The 15521-nt window shown below is 57.5% G+C and carries 12 protein-coding genes; 4 read left to right on the plus strand and 8 right to left on the minus strand.

Annotated features, from left to right (window positions below; translation table 11 throughout):
• Positions 1-76: 76 nt before the first annotated feature.
• The 4 genes from nrfD to pcp are packed head-to-tail and all read right to left on the minus strand — an operon-like array spanning position 77 to position 6149.
• The gene (nrfD, locus tag WMP96_RS11120; protein ID WP_340433480.1) at positions 77-1192 is read right to left on the minus strand and encodes an NrfD/PsrC family molybdoenzyme membrane anchor subunit; all 1116 of its coding nucleotides are present in this window, start codon (positions 1190-1192) and stop codon (positions 77-79) included.
• Positions 1189-2247, minus strand: a complete 1059-nt coding sequence (locus WMP96_RS11125; protein WP_301716335.1) for a 4Fe-4S dicluster domain-containing protein — start codon at positions 2245-2247, stop codon at positions 1189-1191. The genes nrfD and WMP96_RS11125 overlap by 4 nt, the downstream gene beginning before the upstream one ends.
• Positions 2248-5514, minus strand: coding sequence for a formate dehydrogenase-N subunit alpha (fdnG, locus tag WMP96_RS11130; RefSeq protein ID WP_301716334.1), 3267 nt, complete (start codon positions 5512-5514; stop codon positions 2248-2250). It abuts the gene before it with no gap.
• Between the two features lie 47 nt (positions 5515-5561).
• Positions 5562-6149, minus strand: coding sequence for a pyroglutamyl-peptidase I (pcp, locus tag WMP96_RS11135; protein ID WP_239205344.1), 588 nt, complete (start codon positions 6147-6149; stop codon positions 5562-5564).
• A 354-nt stretch (positions 6150-6503) separates the two neighbouring features.
• Here pcp and WMP96_RS11140 point away from each other — a divergent pair, with 354 nt between their 5' ends.
• Positions 6504-7865 carry a dicarboxylate/amino acid:cation symporter gene (locus WMP96_RS11140; RefSeq protein WP_239205342.1) on the plus strand — a complete coding sequence of 454 codons (1362 nt, stop codon included), beginning with the start codon at positions 6504-6506 and terminating at the stop codon, positions 7863-7865.
• A 63-nt stretch (positions 7866-7928) separates the two neighbouring features.
• Here WMP96_RS11140 and WMP96_RS11145 read toward each other — a convergent pair whose 3' ends face one another.
• The 4 genes from WMP96_RS11145 to ychF all read right to left on the minus strand — a co-directional run bounded on the left by WMP96_RS11145 (position 7929) and on the right by ychF (position 12258).
• Positions 7929-8858 carry a PRC and DUF2382 domain-containing protein gene (locus WMP96_RS11145; protein WP_239205340.1) on the minus strand — a complete coding sequence of 310 codons (930 nt, stop codon included), beginning with the start codon at positions 8856-8858 and terminating at the stop codon, positions 7929-7931.
• 514 nt (positions 8859-9372) lie between these two features.
• Positions 9373-10284: a cation diffusion facilitator family transporter gene (locus tag WMP96_RS11150; protein ID WP_340433490.1), complete on the minus strand. Its 912-nt coding sequence runs from the start codon at positions 10282-10284 to the stop codon at positions 9373-9375.
• Positions 10285-10510: 226 nt separating this feature from the next.
• The gene (locus tag WMP96_RS11155) at positions 10511-11044 is read right to left on the minus strand and encodes a type 1 glutamine amidotransferase domain-containing protein (RefSeq protein WP_239205338.1); all 534 of its coding nucleotides are present in this window, start codon (positions 11042-11044) and stop codon (positions 10511-10513) included.
• A gap of 128 nt (positions 11045-11172) precedes the next feature.
• Positions 11173-12258 carry a redox-regulated ATPase YchF gene (gene ychF / locus WMP96_RS11160; RefSeq protein WP_239205336.1) on the minus strand — a complete coding sequence of 362 codons (1086 nt, stop codon included), beginning with the start codon at positions 12256-12258 and terminating at the stop codon, positions 11173-11175.
• A 47-nt stretch (positions 12259-12305) separates the two neighbouring features.
• Between ychF and WMP96_RS11165 the strand changes: the two genes are divergently transcribed.
• The 3 genes from WMP96_RS11165 to WMP96_RS11175 form a co-directional block, all read left to right on the plus strand.
• Positions 12306-13775: an AI-2E family transporter gene (locus WMP96_RS11165; protein WP_023021873.1), complete on the plus strand. Its 1470-nt coding sequence runs from the start codon at positions 12306-12308 to the stop codon at positions 13773-13775.
• A gap of 36 nt (positions 13776-13811) precedes the next feature.
• The gene (locus tag WMP96_RS11170; RefSeq protein WP_239205388.1) at positions 13812-14882 is read left to right on the plus strand and encodes a DNA recombination protein RmuC; all 1071 of its coding nucleotides are present in this window, start codon (positions 13812-13814) and stop codon (positions 14880-14882) included.
• Positions 14883-14944: 62 nt separating this feature from the next.
• Positions 14945-15521 (plus strand): DUF6542 domain-containing protein (locus WMP96_RS11175; RefSeq protein WP_340433496.1); only part of this gene is annotated, 577 nt, incomplete at its 3' end.

Here is a 15521-nt window from a genome sequence, read left to right on the forward strand (position 1 = left end):
TTTATTGCTCCGCAGCCGAGCAACAACGCAGGGAAGATATCGGCGCGGAACTCGCTCCCGCCCTACAGGAGGTGGACTAGTCCGAGCTCACCACATCGTGGTCGAGACCCTGCTCGCGCCGGCGCTTTTCCGCCCGGCGCTTTTGCGGGCCGATGGTAGTCTCCGGATTCTTCACTGCTTCTAGGCCGGCGTTGAGCACACCAAAGCGGGTGCACGCCGATCCCGCCAATAGCGATAGCCCCGCGGCCACCGATACCGCGCGGGACTTTGTGGCCGCAGCCAGCATGCTCCCCACGCCACCGGCCGCAATGAGGTATTCCGAAGCCTTCATCAGCGTGCCCGGCTTTCCCTCGTGCAGTGCTTGGCGCGGTTCAGGCTCCATGCCTTCTTCCAAGACCTTGGTCGCCGCTAGATCGCTGGCCGCAGCGGCCATGCCCAACACGCGGGCAGGACCTGCGTGCTCGACCGGAGTCGTCACCATAGCCATTCCCGATGACGCCGCCGCTGCCGAGGAAACAAAGACATACGGCAGGTGCTTTTTCATGTCATTCCACACCGGGTTCGAGGTATTCGACAGCAATACCGCGGTATACCCCGCCAGCGGACCACCGAGCACTCCCGCGACTGCGCCAGCTGGTCCAGCCGCTTTCTGCAGCGCCGTGCGCACGAACTTAGGCAGGGGCAGCTTATGCCCAGTCGCTGCATCCACTTCCGCTGCGGCCGGCAGCGCGGCCGCGCTCGCAAAACCCGACAGGATCCACGATCCCAGAGACATCGGCGAGGTCACCTTGAAGACGCGGAACATATTCAGCGCGCGCTCCGGGCGGCCCAAATCTAGAATCAAAAAGACTGATCCCGCGGCCGCCGCGCCAAAGGCAGAAAGGCGGGTGGTACGACGCAGCGGTGCATTGCCCACGGCCTGTGCGCCGGCGGCCAAAAGCCCCGATCCGCCACTGACGCCGCCCAAGAAGAGATACGCACCGATTGGCCATTCCCACGGCGGCGCCTTAACCACTGGCCGGCCGTAGTAGGACGAGAACTCGAAATCCTGCGCCATGCGCTCTTCTTTGGAACCATCCTGCGCGCCCGCGCCTGGGCGCTTGCGCTTCTTTTTAGGCTTGGTGCCATCAAATTTCCGGTAGCGATTACGACGCTCCGGCTGCGGCGGGCGGTACTCATCAAAGTTGCTCATTTACGTCCCCCAATCAGGAAGGAACCGGCCACGGCCAGCGCCATACCGCCGATAGCCTTCACTGCGGTCTTATACATCTGCGGCAAATCCGCCGTCGGCACGCGTGGATCTGGCGGAAGCCCATAGACCTCTGGCGAATCCAAAAGCAAGAAGATGGAACCGGTTCCGCCGACACCATCGTCTTGGTTAGCGCCATAAAGCCGGGCCTCAGTAATTCCCTGCTTGTGCAATACTCGCACACGTTCCTTGGCGGCGGCCACCATCTCCTCATAAGGGCCAAACTGGATGGAATCCGTCGGGCAGGTCTTAGAACACGCTGGCTGCTCGCCCTGCTTCAAGCGGTCATAGCACATAGTGCACTTTTGGGCCACGCCCAAATTCTTGATCGGCATCGCCTCGCCCGGTGTATGGTCCGGGCCTTGCGGGGCAAGCTGCTTGAGCTTTTGCAACACGTTGACGCCAGCATGGGAATTATCCACGTAATCCACCGTGGCGGTCTTGTCATATTTCAGCGCCACACCGCCATCATCGCGGCGTTCAATGACACCGAACGGGCAACCGGCTACGCATGTCCCGCAGCCATTGCACACGTCATCTTGCACTACCACAGTGCCAAATTCGGTGCGAAACAGTGCGCCGGTAGGACAGACATCAAGGCAACCTGCATGCGTGCAGTGCTTGCAGACATCCGAGGACATCAGCCACCGGAAGGTATCGGTATCTGGCGGAGTGGTATCAACTTCTTGCGGCTGCGCCCCGACCGAAGGCATGCCCAAAGAAATGAGCTTCTTTCCCTCCTCGCGGGCGTGCTCGATACGGTCATTATTTTGTTCCACGAAGGCCACGTGCCGCCAAGTATTAGCGCCCAGCGCACCGGTGTTGTCATAAGAATCACCGGTGACGTCATAGCCTTCTACCGGATTGCGGTTCCACTCCTTGCACGCCACCTCGCAGGCCTTACAACCAATACAAATGGAGGTATCGGTAAAAAAGGCCATGCGGCGGTACTTATCGTAGCCGTGCCGGCTCGCGTTCTCGGTCAGTAGATTTGTCATTTACTTACCTTCTTCGCTTTCCTCGCCCTTCACGCCTGGCGTGTCCGCATCCACGGGCTGCTGCGGCTCTGGGTTATAAGTGAAGGAATCATCCACAGTGAGCAGATCATTACCGGAATCCAGATTCAGGTGCGCACGCTTCTGGTACTCCTTGAGCATCTCCACACGGGCCTCACCACGAGGACGACGCCCCGGCTGGATATCGCAGGCGCCAATCTTGGAATTCTGAATGAATACGTTCGGCTCCAGCGTGAGGCCCAGCAAATCATTGGCACCATCGCCAGCTACGGCTGTGGAATCGGACTCGCCATAGTGATACGGCAAACCGATTTGGTGGAACTCCTCACCATTGATCTTCATCATCTGCATGCGGTCAGTGACCAAGACCTGCGCCTCAATCACGCCGCGAGGCGAGACGATCGTGGCCCACTGACCATTTTCTAGCCCACGCTTTTCTGCCAAGGCCTTATCAACCTCGCAGAATAGGCCTGGCTGCAGTTCCGCCAGATACGGCAAACGGCGTGACATCGCACCCGAGGTATACATCTCCGTGAGGCGATACGTAGAAAAGACGAACGGGAAAACCTCCGCGCCCGGCTCGCCCGGCTCTGGACGCGACAGGTTATCTGGACGCTTAATAGTCAGACGCGTCGGCGACTGCTGCTGCTTGTACAGCACATTGTGTACCGGGGACTCGTGCGGCTCATAGTGGGTGGGCAAAGGGCCGTCGGAAAGCCCGGTCGGCGCAAAGAGCCAACCGCGGCCATCAGCCTGCATGATGAAGGCATCGGTACCATCGAGGGCGTCCGGCCCCACGGCGTCGACCGGAGCCTTGTAGTCAGGGGCCTTAGTAACCGGGAAGTCCGGCACGTCATCGCCAACCCACTTTCCTTTGTCAGCATCCCACCACACATACTTCTTGCGCTCCGACCACGGAGTGCCATCCGGCTTCGCCGAAGCGCGGTTGTAGAGCAGGCGGCGGTTTGCCGGCCACACCCAACCCCACTCCGGGGCTACTTCATTCTGTTCCGACCCAGGAACCTTGCGCGCGGACTGATTAATACCGTCCTTGAACACGCCAGTGTAGATCCAGCAGCCACCCGAGGTGCTGCCATCATTTTTCATCTCCACGAAGGCAGGCAAAAGCTCGCCCTTCTTCGGGCCCTCAAGGTAATAACCGTTGATCTCCTTGAGGACGTCCTCAGAATTCGGCTCACCTTCCTCGGTTTCCACATAATCCCACGTGACCTTCTGCAAAGGCAGATCTCGCGGATCAGTGGAATCGCACAGACGCTCCTTAATCTTCTTGCCCAACTGGTAGAAGAACCACAGGTCACTCTTGGCATCACCTGGCGGCGGTGCCGCCTGGAAACGCCATTGCAACATGCGCTGGGTTTGGGTGAAGGTACCGGCCTTTTCCACGTGGGTTGCCGCCGGCATCAAGAAAACCTCGGTACCGATATCTTCGGTCTTGAGCTCGCCGTTTTTAATCTCCGGCGAATCCTTCCAGAACGAGGCAGTCTCAATCTCCTGGAAATCGCGCACAACCAGCCACTTTAGCGCCGCCAAACCACGGCGCTGCATGCCGCCATTAGACTGCGCCACTGCCGGATTCTGGCCGAAGACAAAATAGCCTTCCACCTGCTCATCCAGCATTGCCATGAGCGTTTCATAGGTCGAATGCGCACCAGAAATACGCGGCATGAGGTCATAACCCCACCCGTTTTCCTTGGTCGCTGCATCGCCCCAGTAGGACTTCATCAGCGAGACCGCGTAGTTCTCTCCGATCTGCCAGAAGCCCTTCTGCGACTCATTGCGGATGCCATCTACATACTCAGGCCAGCTTTGCTTGTCGACGCCCGGCATAGGCAAATACCCCGGCAGCGAATGGAACAGCGTCGGAATATCGGTAGACCCCTGAATAGACGCGTGTCCACGCAACGCCATAATGCCCGAGCCGGGTCGGCCCACATTACCGGTCAGCAGCTGCAAAATTGCCGCGGTACGAATGAACTGCGCACCCAGAGTGTGCTGAGTAAAGCCCAAAGCATAAGCAAAGCACGTGGTGCGATCCGGCGTGGAATTCTGCGCAATCGACTCCGCAAGGTAGTAAAAGTCCTCTTGCGCAATACCGCAGGTCTCCTCCACTATCTCAGGCGTATAGCGTGCGTAATGGCGCTTGAGAATCTGGAAAACCGAATTGGGATGCTCCAGCGATTCATCGCGTTCCACATTCCACGACGCACCCTCGAGCTTCTGCACGTACTGCCACGAATCCGTGACGTATTTTCCGGTCTCTGGGTCATAGCCAGAGAACAAACCATCTAGATCCTCGGTGTCTTGGTAGTCCTCCGAGATAATCATCGGCGCATTGGTATACGCCACCACATAGTCATGGAAGTACAGCTCATTTTCCAGCAGATAATTAATCACTGCACCCAATAGCACTACATCCGTGCCACCGCGAATACCAATGTGGCGATTCGCAAACGCGGACGTACGCGTATAGCGCGGATCCACGTGAATGATGCGTGCCCCACGCTTCTTGGCTTCCACCACCCACTGGAATCCCACTGGGTGGCACTCGGCCATATTAGAACCCTCAATGACGATGCAGTCCGCATTCGCCATATCCTGCAGCGGTTGGGTTGCGCCGCCGCGGCCAAACGAAGTTCCTAGACTAGGAACGGTGGCAGAGTGTCATATGCGCGCCTGGTTCTCAAGCTGTATCGCACCAGCGGCGGTAAATAGCTTCTTGATGAGGTAATTTTCCTCATTATCCAAGGTCGCACCGCCCAAACCGGCGATGCCCATCGTGCGATTGAGGGTGCGGCCCTCATCGTCGACATCCTGCCAACCGTTGCGACGCGCCTCCAAGAAACGATCCGCAATCATCTCCATCGCGGTATCTTCATCAAGGTCCTGCCACTGCGAAGAGTAAGGCGCGCGATATTTAATCTTGGTCAGGCGCGTAGCGGAGTTAATTAGCTGCTCCGACGCAGATCCCTTCGGGCACAAGCGCCCACGAGAAATGGGCGAATCCGGATCACCCTCTACCTGGATGACACGGTCATCTTTGACATACACGCGCTGCGAGCAACCGACCGCGCAGTACGGGCACACTGACTGCACCACGCGGTCCGCTTCCACGGTGCGTCCATGTTTATCCTTGCTCTTTTGAGACTGCGTATTGACGTCCCTGCCAAAGGGATCGCCGCTGCGCAGCTGGCGCACAACCGGCCAGTTGAGAGGGCTAAAGCGAGACATATCCATAAATCTATATTTCGCTGGTTCAAAAAGCCACAAAGGCTACCCTAACTAGCCTGCACCGCCCAGAGTGCCCGCTTTATCCCCTCGACTACCTCAGCTAGCGCCATCATGGGCTTATCCGCTTTGTTCTGCTCCTCAATATAGGGAACATGTACAAATCCCGCGCGCACCTCCATCCCTGCGAAGTGATGCAGGAGACCATACAGGAGCTGATTGCACACGAAAGTCCCCGCCGTATTCGACACCCGCGCCGGACAATCATCCATCGCCGCGACCATTTCCTTTACTGGTAGCGTGGAAAAATACGCCGCTGGGCCACCCTCCACGACCGGTACATCCACTGGCTGATAACCCGCGTTATCAGGAATCTCGGCATCCATCACATTAATGGCGACTCGCTCCGGGGTGATATGTTTCCGGCCGCCTGCCTGTCCCAAGCACACAATTGCATCGACTGATGATTCCTCTGCGAGTGCAATTACTCGGCGCAGGGATTCCCCAAACTTGGTCGGAATCACCGTCTTGACAAGCTCCGCTCCCCCAACCTCCTCTGGTAATAGCTCCAGCGCTTGTTCTGTAGGGTTAATGCTTTCTCCGCCGAAGGCGTCAAATGCAGTCACGAGGATTTTCATGCCGCCAGTATTCCAGAAATCGCAGCCCCTCCTCGCTCTGCACCTCGCGCTCCGCCCTTCCCCCTCCGCCCTTCGCGCTCACCAGCAGCGTAAAGGTGATGCTTCCACCCCGCTCTGGTGAGCGCCGAGGGCGCACACCGCAATTCTTCCTCCCCCTCGCGCTCAGTGGGAAAAGAACCCCAGGTATTAGGAAGCCACCCGGTGAGCGCGAAGGATGAGGTCGCAGCCATGGGAGAATCCCCACGTCTTGTGCCTAAAGACGTCGAAGGAATAAACTGAGCGAAGTTGAAGTTGAACAGGACAGTATCTGAAAACTAGTCCGATCTGTCCATTTTTATTTTCAAAGGAACCTTTATGTCTCAACAGGAATCTTCGCGCTCTAGGCTCCCAGGCTGGGCCACAGGATTCGGCGCGCAAGTTATCGCCGGCCTTATCATCGGCCTCATCTTGGGTTTCATCGCCTCTGGCATGGATACTGACCCAGACAACCCCGGTTGGTTGACCACCCTGCTCACGGGAGTCGGTAGCGCCTACGTCCAGCTGCTCAAGGTGATGATCCCGCCGCTGATCTTTGCCGCTGTTGTTACCTCTGTCGCCAATTTGCGCAAGGTGGCTAACGCGGCTTCCCTGGCGATTTCCACACTGGTGTGGTTCGCCATTACCGCATTCTTCTCTGTCTTGATGGGCATTTTCGTTGCCGTCATTATGAAGCCGGGCGTCGGCACGAGCGTCGATGCCGCCACTGCGCAGGATCCTTCCCACGTCGGCTCGTGGACCGCGTTCTTTGAGCAGCTTCTGCCACAGAACTTCGTAGGACTTTCTGCCTCGCTTTCCGACGGCGAAGTATCCCTCAGCTTCGGCGCGTTACAACTGCTTGTCATTTCACTGGCCATTGGTATCGCCGCAGTCAAGACCGGAAAGTCCGCCGAGCCGTTCCTGCGCTTTACCGAGTCCTTCCTCAAGGTCATCCAGGTCATCTTGTGGTGGATCATCCGCCTTGCACCGATTGGCACCGCCGCCCTTATCGGTAAGGCAGTAGCAACCTACGGCTGGGACGCCTTGGGCTCGCTGGGCAAGTTTGTTCTGGCTATGTACGTGGGCCTTGGTCTGGTTTTTGTCGTGGTCTACCCCGCCGTACTGAAGTTCAACAAGATTCCAGTCATGGGCTTTTATAAGCGCGTTTGGCCGGTCACCTCGCTGGGCTTTGTTACCCGTTCTTCCATGGGTGTCATGCCAGCTACCGAGCGCTTTAGCGAAAAGGCCATGGGTGTTCCCTCTGAATACGCTTCCTTTGCCGTTCCGCTAGGAGCAACCACCAAGATGGACGGCTGCGCATCCGTTTACCCGGCCGTTGCAGCCATCTTTGTTGCCCAGTTCTACGACATTAACCTCGACTTCACCCAATACCTGCTCATCATCTTTGTTTCCGTCATTGGTTCCGCTGCTACCGCAGGCACCACGGGCGCAACGGTTATGCTCACGCTGACGCTATCTACACTTGGCCTTCCGCTGGCTGGTGTCGGTCTCCTGCTGGCCATTGAGCCGATTATTGACATGGGACGCACTGCACTCAACGTCACCGGACAGGTACTGTGCGCCACCGTCGTTGCTAAACGTGCCGCCATCCAAGACAGGGCAACCTGGGACGCAGCAGAAAGCGGCGTCAAAGACATTATGGATTCTGACTCGGCCGCAGCCATCGGTGCCAAGGCTTAAATAAGCCCTCAAACATAATAAACGCCCGCAAGGAAAACCTTGCGGGCGTTTAGCTATGCGCTTTTACTTCTTGAGGCCATCAACACCATCGGTGTCGATCTGCTCCTTGCGCAGCTCCTCGGTGTGAGTCTCGGTGTCGCGAACGGTGTCCTTCTTCAGGTTGATCTTCTCAACCGGAACGGTTTCCTTGTTCACGTTAACCTGCTCCTCGTGCAGGGTGACGGAAGCTTCCTCAGCGTCACCGGAGATGGTGCCGTTGTAGTTCTTGGCATCTTCAGCGCTGATCGGAGTGCGCTCAACGCTGACCTCTTCGCGCTCAACCGGGACCTCAACGGTCTCGGTGTCGGTCACAACGTACTTGCGCAGGCGAGCCTCGCCGGTAGCCACGCGCTCCTTGTTGACGTTCAGCTGCTCCTCAGAACGGATGAGCTCACCGTCATTGTTGGTGTGCTCTGCTGCGGTGTTCTTGGTAGCAGCGTTATCAGCAACGCCAGCCTTACGCTCAGCAGCAGCCGCATCAGTGGTGTGGGCAGCTTCCTTCTTCTCGTTAGCGTGTGCACCAGCAACGCCTGCACCAGCGCCAGCAACGCCGGCACCTGCGGCCAAGTTGTGGTCCTTGTCAGCGCCAGCCTGAACGTCGCGCTTGGAGTCCAGGTTGGAGTCCTTGTAATCGGTAACGTCCTGTGCATTATCCAGGCCGTAGTGCTTGAAGATATCGGACTGTGCCTCTGGGGTCAGCGGCTTATCGGAATCGAAGTCTGGGGCGTCCTTGATGCGGTCCTTGGAGAAGCCCAGCTTCAGGTCATCGCCGGAGAAGTCGTGGCCGCGCAGCGGAACGAGGCTGGAGTTCATACCGAACAGGCCGTGGTTAACCTCAACGAAGGTAGGCTGGCCGGACTGGTCATCAACGAATACCTCGTTAACGTTGCCCAGCTTCTCGCCGTCCTTGTCATATGCGGTTGCGTTAAACAGATCCTTAATGTTCTTACCCATTGTCAGTAAATCCTTTCTGCTATTGGTATAGCTCTCTTCAGCCAATCAAAAGGACATATTCTTGCCCCCACATGTGGAATGCGGGGGTGAGAATCGCTATTTGCTTGGTGTGACAACCACCATACGGAGAATTCAAAATTTTTCGACCGCCAGCAAGAAATTTTTGCCGTTTTATTCACCCAGAGAAGACTTCATGCAGCTCAGAGCAATCAATAACATTTTCATAACGTTAAGAATTCTGCACCATAAATGGCCCGAATCTAAAAAAATAGATGTCGTTTCACGACCCCGCAGCGCCGTAGTCAACACCCTCGACTTTCTCCAAGTCATTCAAGACTTACCCCACCCCCAAAAGGCGGTGCCACTAAACCCACAGAGTCCTTTCAGAAGGGTGTATGCTTTCTGCGAAAAAGCACAGGCTATGTACAGGCCCTATTCACTCGAACGGGTCTACACACATGTCGGTCTAAAAAATCAGCCACAGTGACCGCCCGAAAACTTAGAAAATTAAGGCCTAGCGAAATAGGTACGGGCGGCGGTTTTCCACGCCCGCCGGCTCCACGTGAATGAACGCACTGCAGCTTGGATACAGCTCATCTAGGGCGATTTCCACGACGTCAGCAACCTCGTGGGAATGCATAACGCTCCACTCTTCTGGCACCTCCATGGTCAGGTAGACCAAGCGCTGACGGCCGGAAGCGACAGTACGCCGGTCCGTGAAGGTAACCGATTGCTCCTTTTCCAACCGGGCCAGCAGCTGGCGAATCTGCTGGCGCTCATCCGCGGGAAGTGCTTCAGAAAGCAAACTGCTCACGGAATCGCGCAGGAGGGTGTAACCAGTCCACAAGATATTGATACCCACAGCGAGGGCTACTACAGGGTCTAGCCACATCCAGCCAGTTAAATAAACGGCGGCGATACCGACAAGGACGCCGACGGAAGTCCAGACGTCGGTAAGCAGGTGATGCCCATCCGCATCCAAGGTGGCAGAACGGTAGCGCTTGCCGGCGCGGATGAGCGCGATACCCACCGCCAGGTTAAGCACAGACGAGAGCGTAGATAATGCCAAGCCCCAGCCTGCCTCAACAATCGGCTGCGGAATAAAGAAGCGCTGGATGGCCGTATAGATGATCATGCCGGCCGCAATGAAAATCATCGCGCCCTCCACCAAGGCGGAGACGTACTCCGCTTTGCCATGGCCAAACTGGTGGTTATCATCGGCCGGCTTGGCAGCAATCCGGAGGGCATAAAAACCGGCGACGGCCGCCACGAGGTTCACTACGGATTCGAGAGCATCAGATAGGAAGCCCACCGAGCCGGTAAGCCACGCGGCCAAGGCCTTAAGGATGATGGTAGCCACAGCGGCGGCGATGGATAGCTGCATGAAGCGCTCAAGAATGCGCTGCTCTGAGCCCATGGAGGACATAGTCACTTCTCCCTTCGGTTCGGTTGCGGACCGAAGGTCTCGTTCACGGCCGCGGGCACTGCGGGCGCTGGCTGGCCGGGCTAAACGCCAGTATGTCGACCAGTCATCTCGGAATTAACCGAGGGAACTACTCCCCTTCAAGAAATCCTAACTTTATAGGGCATGTGACACCGGCGCAAGATCGAAAAAAGCCACGGGAAACTCCCGTGGCTTAAATTGTGGAGCCTTAGTGCTGGCCCTCTGCAAACTCTTCTACCAGCTTGGCGTTAAAGGCTGGCAGGTCATCTGGAGTGCGGGAGGAGACCAAGCCCTGGTCACAGTGAACTTCCTCATCTACCCACGTGGCGCCCGCATTGCGCAGGTCGGTCTGCAAGGAGGGGAAGGACGTCAAGGTACGACCCTTAAGAGCTTCAGCATCGGCCAAGATCCATGCACCGTGGCAGATAGCACCAAGCGGGAGATCCTTGCTCATGTGGTTGCGCACGATTTCTACTGCGGCCTTGTCCAAGCGCAACAGGTCGGCATTGTCGGTACCGCCAGGCAAGATAATGCCATCGAAAGACTCGCCGGTTGAGTCAGCGGTAACGGCGTCAACGGAAATCTCCGTGCCCTTCTTGCCGGTGATAGTACCGGCCTTAGGGGCGATGACGCGCACGGTAGCACCAGCGTTCTTCACGGCCTCCAACGGGGAAGTCAGCTCAGAGTCTTCGAAACCATCGGTAGCGATGATTGCAATGGTCTTGTTGTCTAGTTCAGCCATAATGTGACCTCCTATTGTTTGGGTACCTCGCCCACAGTAACGCGGAAGATTCTCAATCGCTACAATTTCTCCGCCTGCGCGGGCAGTGCCTTCTCCGTTAGGAGGCCCAAGACTTAGAAGACGCGGAATTAACCGCCGATCTTAAAGTCGCACACGTCGCCGTCTTGCATGATGTAGTCCTTGCCTTCTTGGCGGACCTTGCCGTGCGCGCGAGCTTCGGCCATAGAGCCAGCGGCTAGTAGGTCATCGTAGGAAACGATTTCGGCCTTGATGAACTTCTTTTCAAAGTCAGTGTGGATAACGCCGGCGGCTTGCGGGGCGGCAGAGCCCTGCTTGATGGTCCACGCGCGGGCTTCCTTCTCACCGGCGGTGAGATAGGTCTGCAGCCCCAGCGTGGCAAAACCCGCCTTGGCCAAAGTAGCCAACCCCGGCTCATCTTGGCCCACGGACTCAAGCAATTCGCGCGCTTCGTCTACTTCCAGCTCAAGCAGCTCAGTTTCTGTCTGGGCGTCAAGGAACACGGCCTCGGCCGGGGCGACGAGCTGGCGAAGCTCTTCCTTCTTTGCGTCGTCGGTAAGCACGGCCTCGTCCGAGTTAAAGACATAGAGGAAAGGCTTTGCCGTCATCAAGTGCAGATCGCGCACGAGCGAGAGGTCAATCTCGCCCTCCTTAGCTGCTGCGAAGAGGGTGCGGTCATCTTCTAGAATCTCCTGCGCCTTCTTGGTGGCTTCCACCTCAGCAGCCAGGTCCTTATTCTTGCGCGCATCTTTTTCAAGGCGCGGCAGAGCCTTTTCGATGGTTTGGAGGTCCGCGAGGATGAGCTCGGTATTAATAACGGAGATGTCATTGCGCGGGTCAACTTTGCCATCAACGTGGATGACATTGTCATCGGAAAAAGCGCGCACCACCTGGCAGATGGCATCTGCCTCACGGATATTGGCTAGGAAGGCGTTACCCATGCCTTCACCCTGCGAAGCGCCAGAGACGATACCGGCAATATCCACGAAGGACACGGTAGCGGGCAGGATACGCTCCGAGTTAAACATTTCCGCCAGGTGGGTCAGGCGGGAGTCCGGCAGCTCCACTAGGCCCACGTTGGGCTCGATGGTGGCAAACGGGTAGTTCGCCGCCAGGATCTCGGAACGGGTCAGGGCATTAAACAATGTGGACTTGCCCACGTTGGGCAGGCCGACGATTCCTAGTGTAAGACTCACGGGGCCAATCCTAACTCACCCACCTTCTTTTAAGGCAAGATGGTGGGGTGAGTTCTGATAACCAACCGCTGCCCGAGGCTCCCAAGACGGGCCTGGGCGATAAGTTTGATGAAAGCTTCGATACCAGCAAGCTGGAGGATGTATCGCCACATCCGCCGGGCGATCAGGTAGATCGCTCTGTCATTGCCGGCGAGGTAGTTAAGTCTGCGTCCCTATGGGCGGTCCGCCTGCTCATCATCTGCGTTTTCCTCTACGCCCTCTACCGCCTGCTCGGCAATTTCTGGCAGGGCATCTTGCCAGTGCTTTTGGCCCTCATCATCTGCACCGTCCTAGCCCCAGTGGCTAAGAAGTTGCGCAGCATTGGCCTCCCCGCCGCGTTGGCGGCTGCCGTAACCATTTTGGTTTCTTTCACGGCAGTGGGTGGACTCATTTCCTTCGTTGCCCCGGACTTCATGCGCCAATCCCGCTCTTTGTACTTGCAGACGGTCTCCGGCATCCAAAGCCTGCAGCTCTGGGCACAGGGCCCACCCCTTAACCTCGATAGCGAGGATATGAGCAGCTACATCGATGAAGCGGCTTCCTGGCTGCAGCAGCGCGCTGGCGCCATCGCGGGTTCCGTCTTTACCGGTATCGGCACCGCTACCTCCATCTTGGTCACCCTCTTCATTGTGTTGGTGCTGACCTTCTTCTTCCTCAAGGACGGCGCCAAGTTCCTCCCCTGGCTGCGCGATGCCACCGGCAAACGCGCCGGCTGGCACCTTACTGAGCTACTCACCCGCGCATGGACCACGCTTGGAGGCTTTATTCGTGCGCAGGCAGTTGTCTCGCTTGTCGACGCCGTCTTTATCGGCATCGGCCTCGCCCTCATCGGCGTCCCCCTGGCCATGGCTTTGGCAATCATCACCTTCATCGCCGGCTTTATCCCCTTCGTCGGTGCAATTGTGGCCGGTGCCCTTTCCGTCACCATCGCACTGGTGTCCCTTGGTATTACCAAGGCCTTGCTCGTTCTTGGACTGGTCTTGCTGGTCCAACAGCTGGAGGGAAATGTCCTTTCCCCTTGGCTGCAGTCCAAGGCCATGGACCTGCACCCCGTCATCGTCTTGGTTTCTGTGACCGTAGGCTCTGCGCTATTTGGCTTGGTGGGAGGTTTCCTCGCGGTTCCGGCAGCCGCGATGTTCGCGGTGGCCTATCGCTACAGCCAAGATATGATGAAGCTCCAGTCGGGCGAAAAGACCGCCGCGGAGCTGGACTTTTCCACCGTAGCTGGCTACCTCATCGGCCGTTATACGGAGGAACAAGGGCGCTATAAGCGCGAGGCGTGGCTTAAAATGCCGGACTACGCAGCCCCAGAAGGCGCAGTGGCGGACGTAGCCGCGGACGGCAACTCCAATTCCCTCGACGCTGCCCTCAACGTGGAATCCACCCCGAAAGAGCATGAGAAGCCCGGCGTGCGCTCCAACCTGCGCCGTGCCCGCGATGCCTTCGAGGGCCTTTTGAACGGAGATTCGAAAAAATAGTGGGCTGTGTCGGCTGTACGTGCCATGCTGGGTTCCATGACTTCCACATTGCCCGTGCTGCTACTTTTTATCGGCCTCACCCTCGGCGCGGTAATGGGTTGGTTGGCCCATTCCTACTCCGCTGCTCGTTCGGCGCCAAGTGCCGAACACCGCGCGCTGCAAGAATCGCAGCGTCGCCAAGCTGAGCTCCAGCCGCTGGAAAAGGCCATGGACCGCTTGGGGTTTCAGCTCCAAGAAATTGAGGAAGACCGCACCGCGCTGCTCGCTTCCCTTTCTAGCCAGGTCCAGGCGGTAACCCTTACCTCCTCTCGTCTGACTGAACGCACTGACAAACTTGTTAGTGCCTTGCGCTCGCCCAATACCCGCGGTCGTTGGGGCGAGGTGCAATTGGAGCGGGTGGTTGAAATAGGCGGCATGACCAAACATGTGGACTTTGACTGCCAGGTTTCTGCTCCGCTGGGTGGTCGCATCGTTCGCCCAGACATGGTTATCAAGTTGGCTGGTGGCCGCCATATCATTGTCGATGCCAAGGTGCCTTTTACTTCTTACCTCGACGCGCTGGAGACCGATGACCCAGAAGAACACGCCGGCTTCTTGCGCCGCCACGCACACTTGATGCGTGGCCACGTCCAAGCACTATCGCACAAAGACTATATTGAAGCGTTTCAACCTACACCCGAATTCGTCATCCTGTTTGTCCCTGCAGATCCTTTCCTCGATGCTGCATTGTCAGTGGACCCAGAACTCATCGAGTATGCCTTTGAACGCAATGTAGTAATTGCCACCCCCAGCTCGCTTTTTGCCCTCCTGCGCACGGTGGCTATGGGGTGGCACCAAGAAGACATCTCAGCCAAGGCAAAGGAGGTTCAGCGCCTAGGGCGCGAACTGTACACGCGCCTGAATACACTTTCTGATCACTATGGCAGGGTGGGCCACAACTTGGAAAAGGCAGTCGAAGCCTACAATGCCACACTGTCCTCGCTAGATTCCCGTGTCGGCGTCACCGCCCGCAAATTGCACGAGATGGATATCCCAGGCCGCACGGACCGCACGCCACGGGAGCCCATAGCCATCGATACGTGGCCGCGCGGGCATTCGCCACTATAAATCCGGCGACTTAGTGCGTGGAAATAGCCATGGGCAGGCACGAACCGGTAGGATCTTCCGACGTGTCACAAGCCAAGCAAAGAAAGTCTTCCGCCGCCCAAAGCTCTGGACTCCCCAGCATCACGCTGGGCACGGGCCTTGGGCTGCTCGCGGCAATTTTGCTCACCGGCGCGTTGATTTCCATCCTGATGGGTACCATCGGGTGGGCTTACCTCGCCTTCCTCGTCATCGGCTCGCTGCTGGTGGCGCTCATCGTAGAAGAACGCGGCCTCTTCCTCACGGTGGCTTCCATCCCCATCTTGTATGCCATCACGGTGGTACTGGCCGGATTCTTTATTACCAAGGCCAACTTGCCAGAGGGAGCATCACCGTTTTCCAAGACGGCTACCGTAACCGCAGCTTTCCCCCTTGTCCAAAGCTTTCTCTGGCTCCTCATCGCTTTAGTAGGCGCAGGAATCATCGGCTGGTTGCGATGGGTCCGCTACCGTAAGACGGCACGTCGCACCGCTAAAATGGAAACTTCCTCCCGCCGTTCCGATGCTGAGCAAGACCGCCGCAATCGCGCTGAGCGTTTATCGGTCGCTGACTTGATGGCGCGCGATAGGCTGGCAAAGGAACCTACTAAAACTCCAGCCACTC

Origin of the sequence: Corynebacterium sp. KPL4035 (assembly GCF_037908325.1) — a bacterium.
GTDB lineage: Bacteria > Actinomycetota > Actinomycetes > Mycobacteriales > Mycobacteriaceae > Corynebacterium > Corynebacterium kefirresidentii.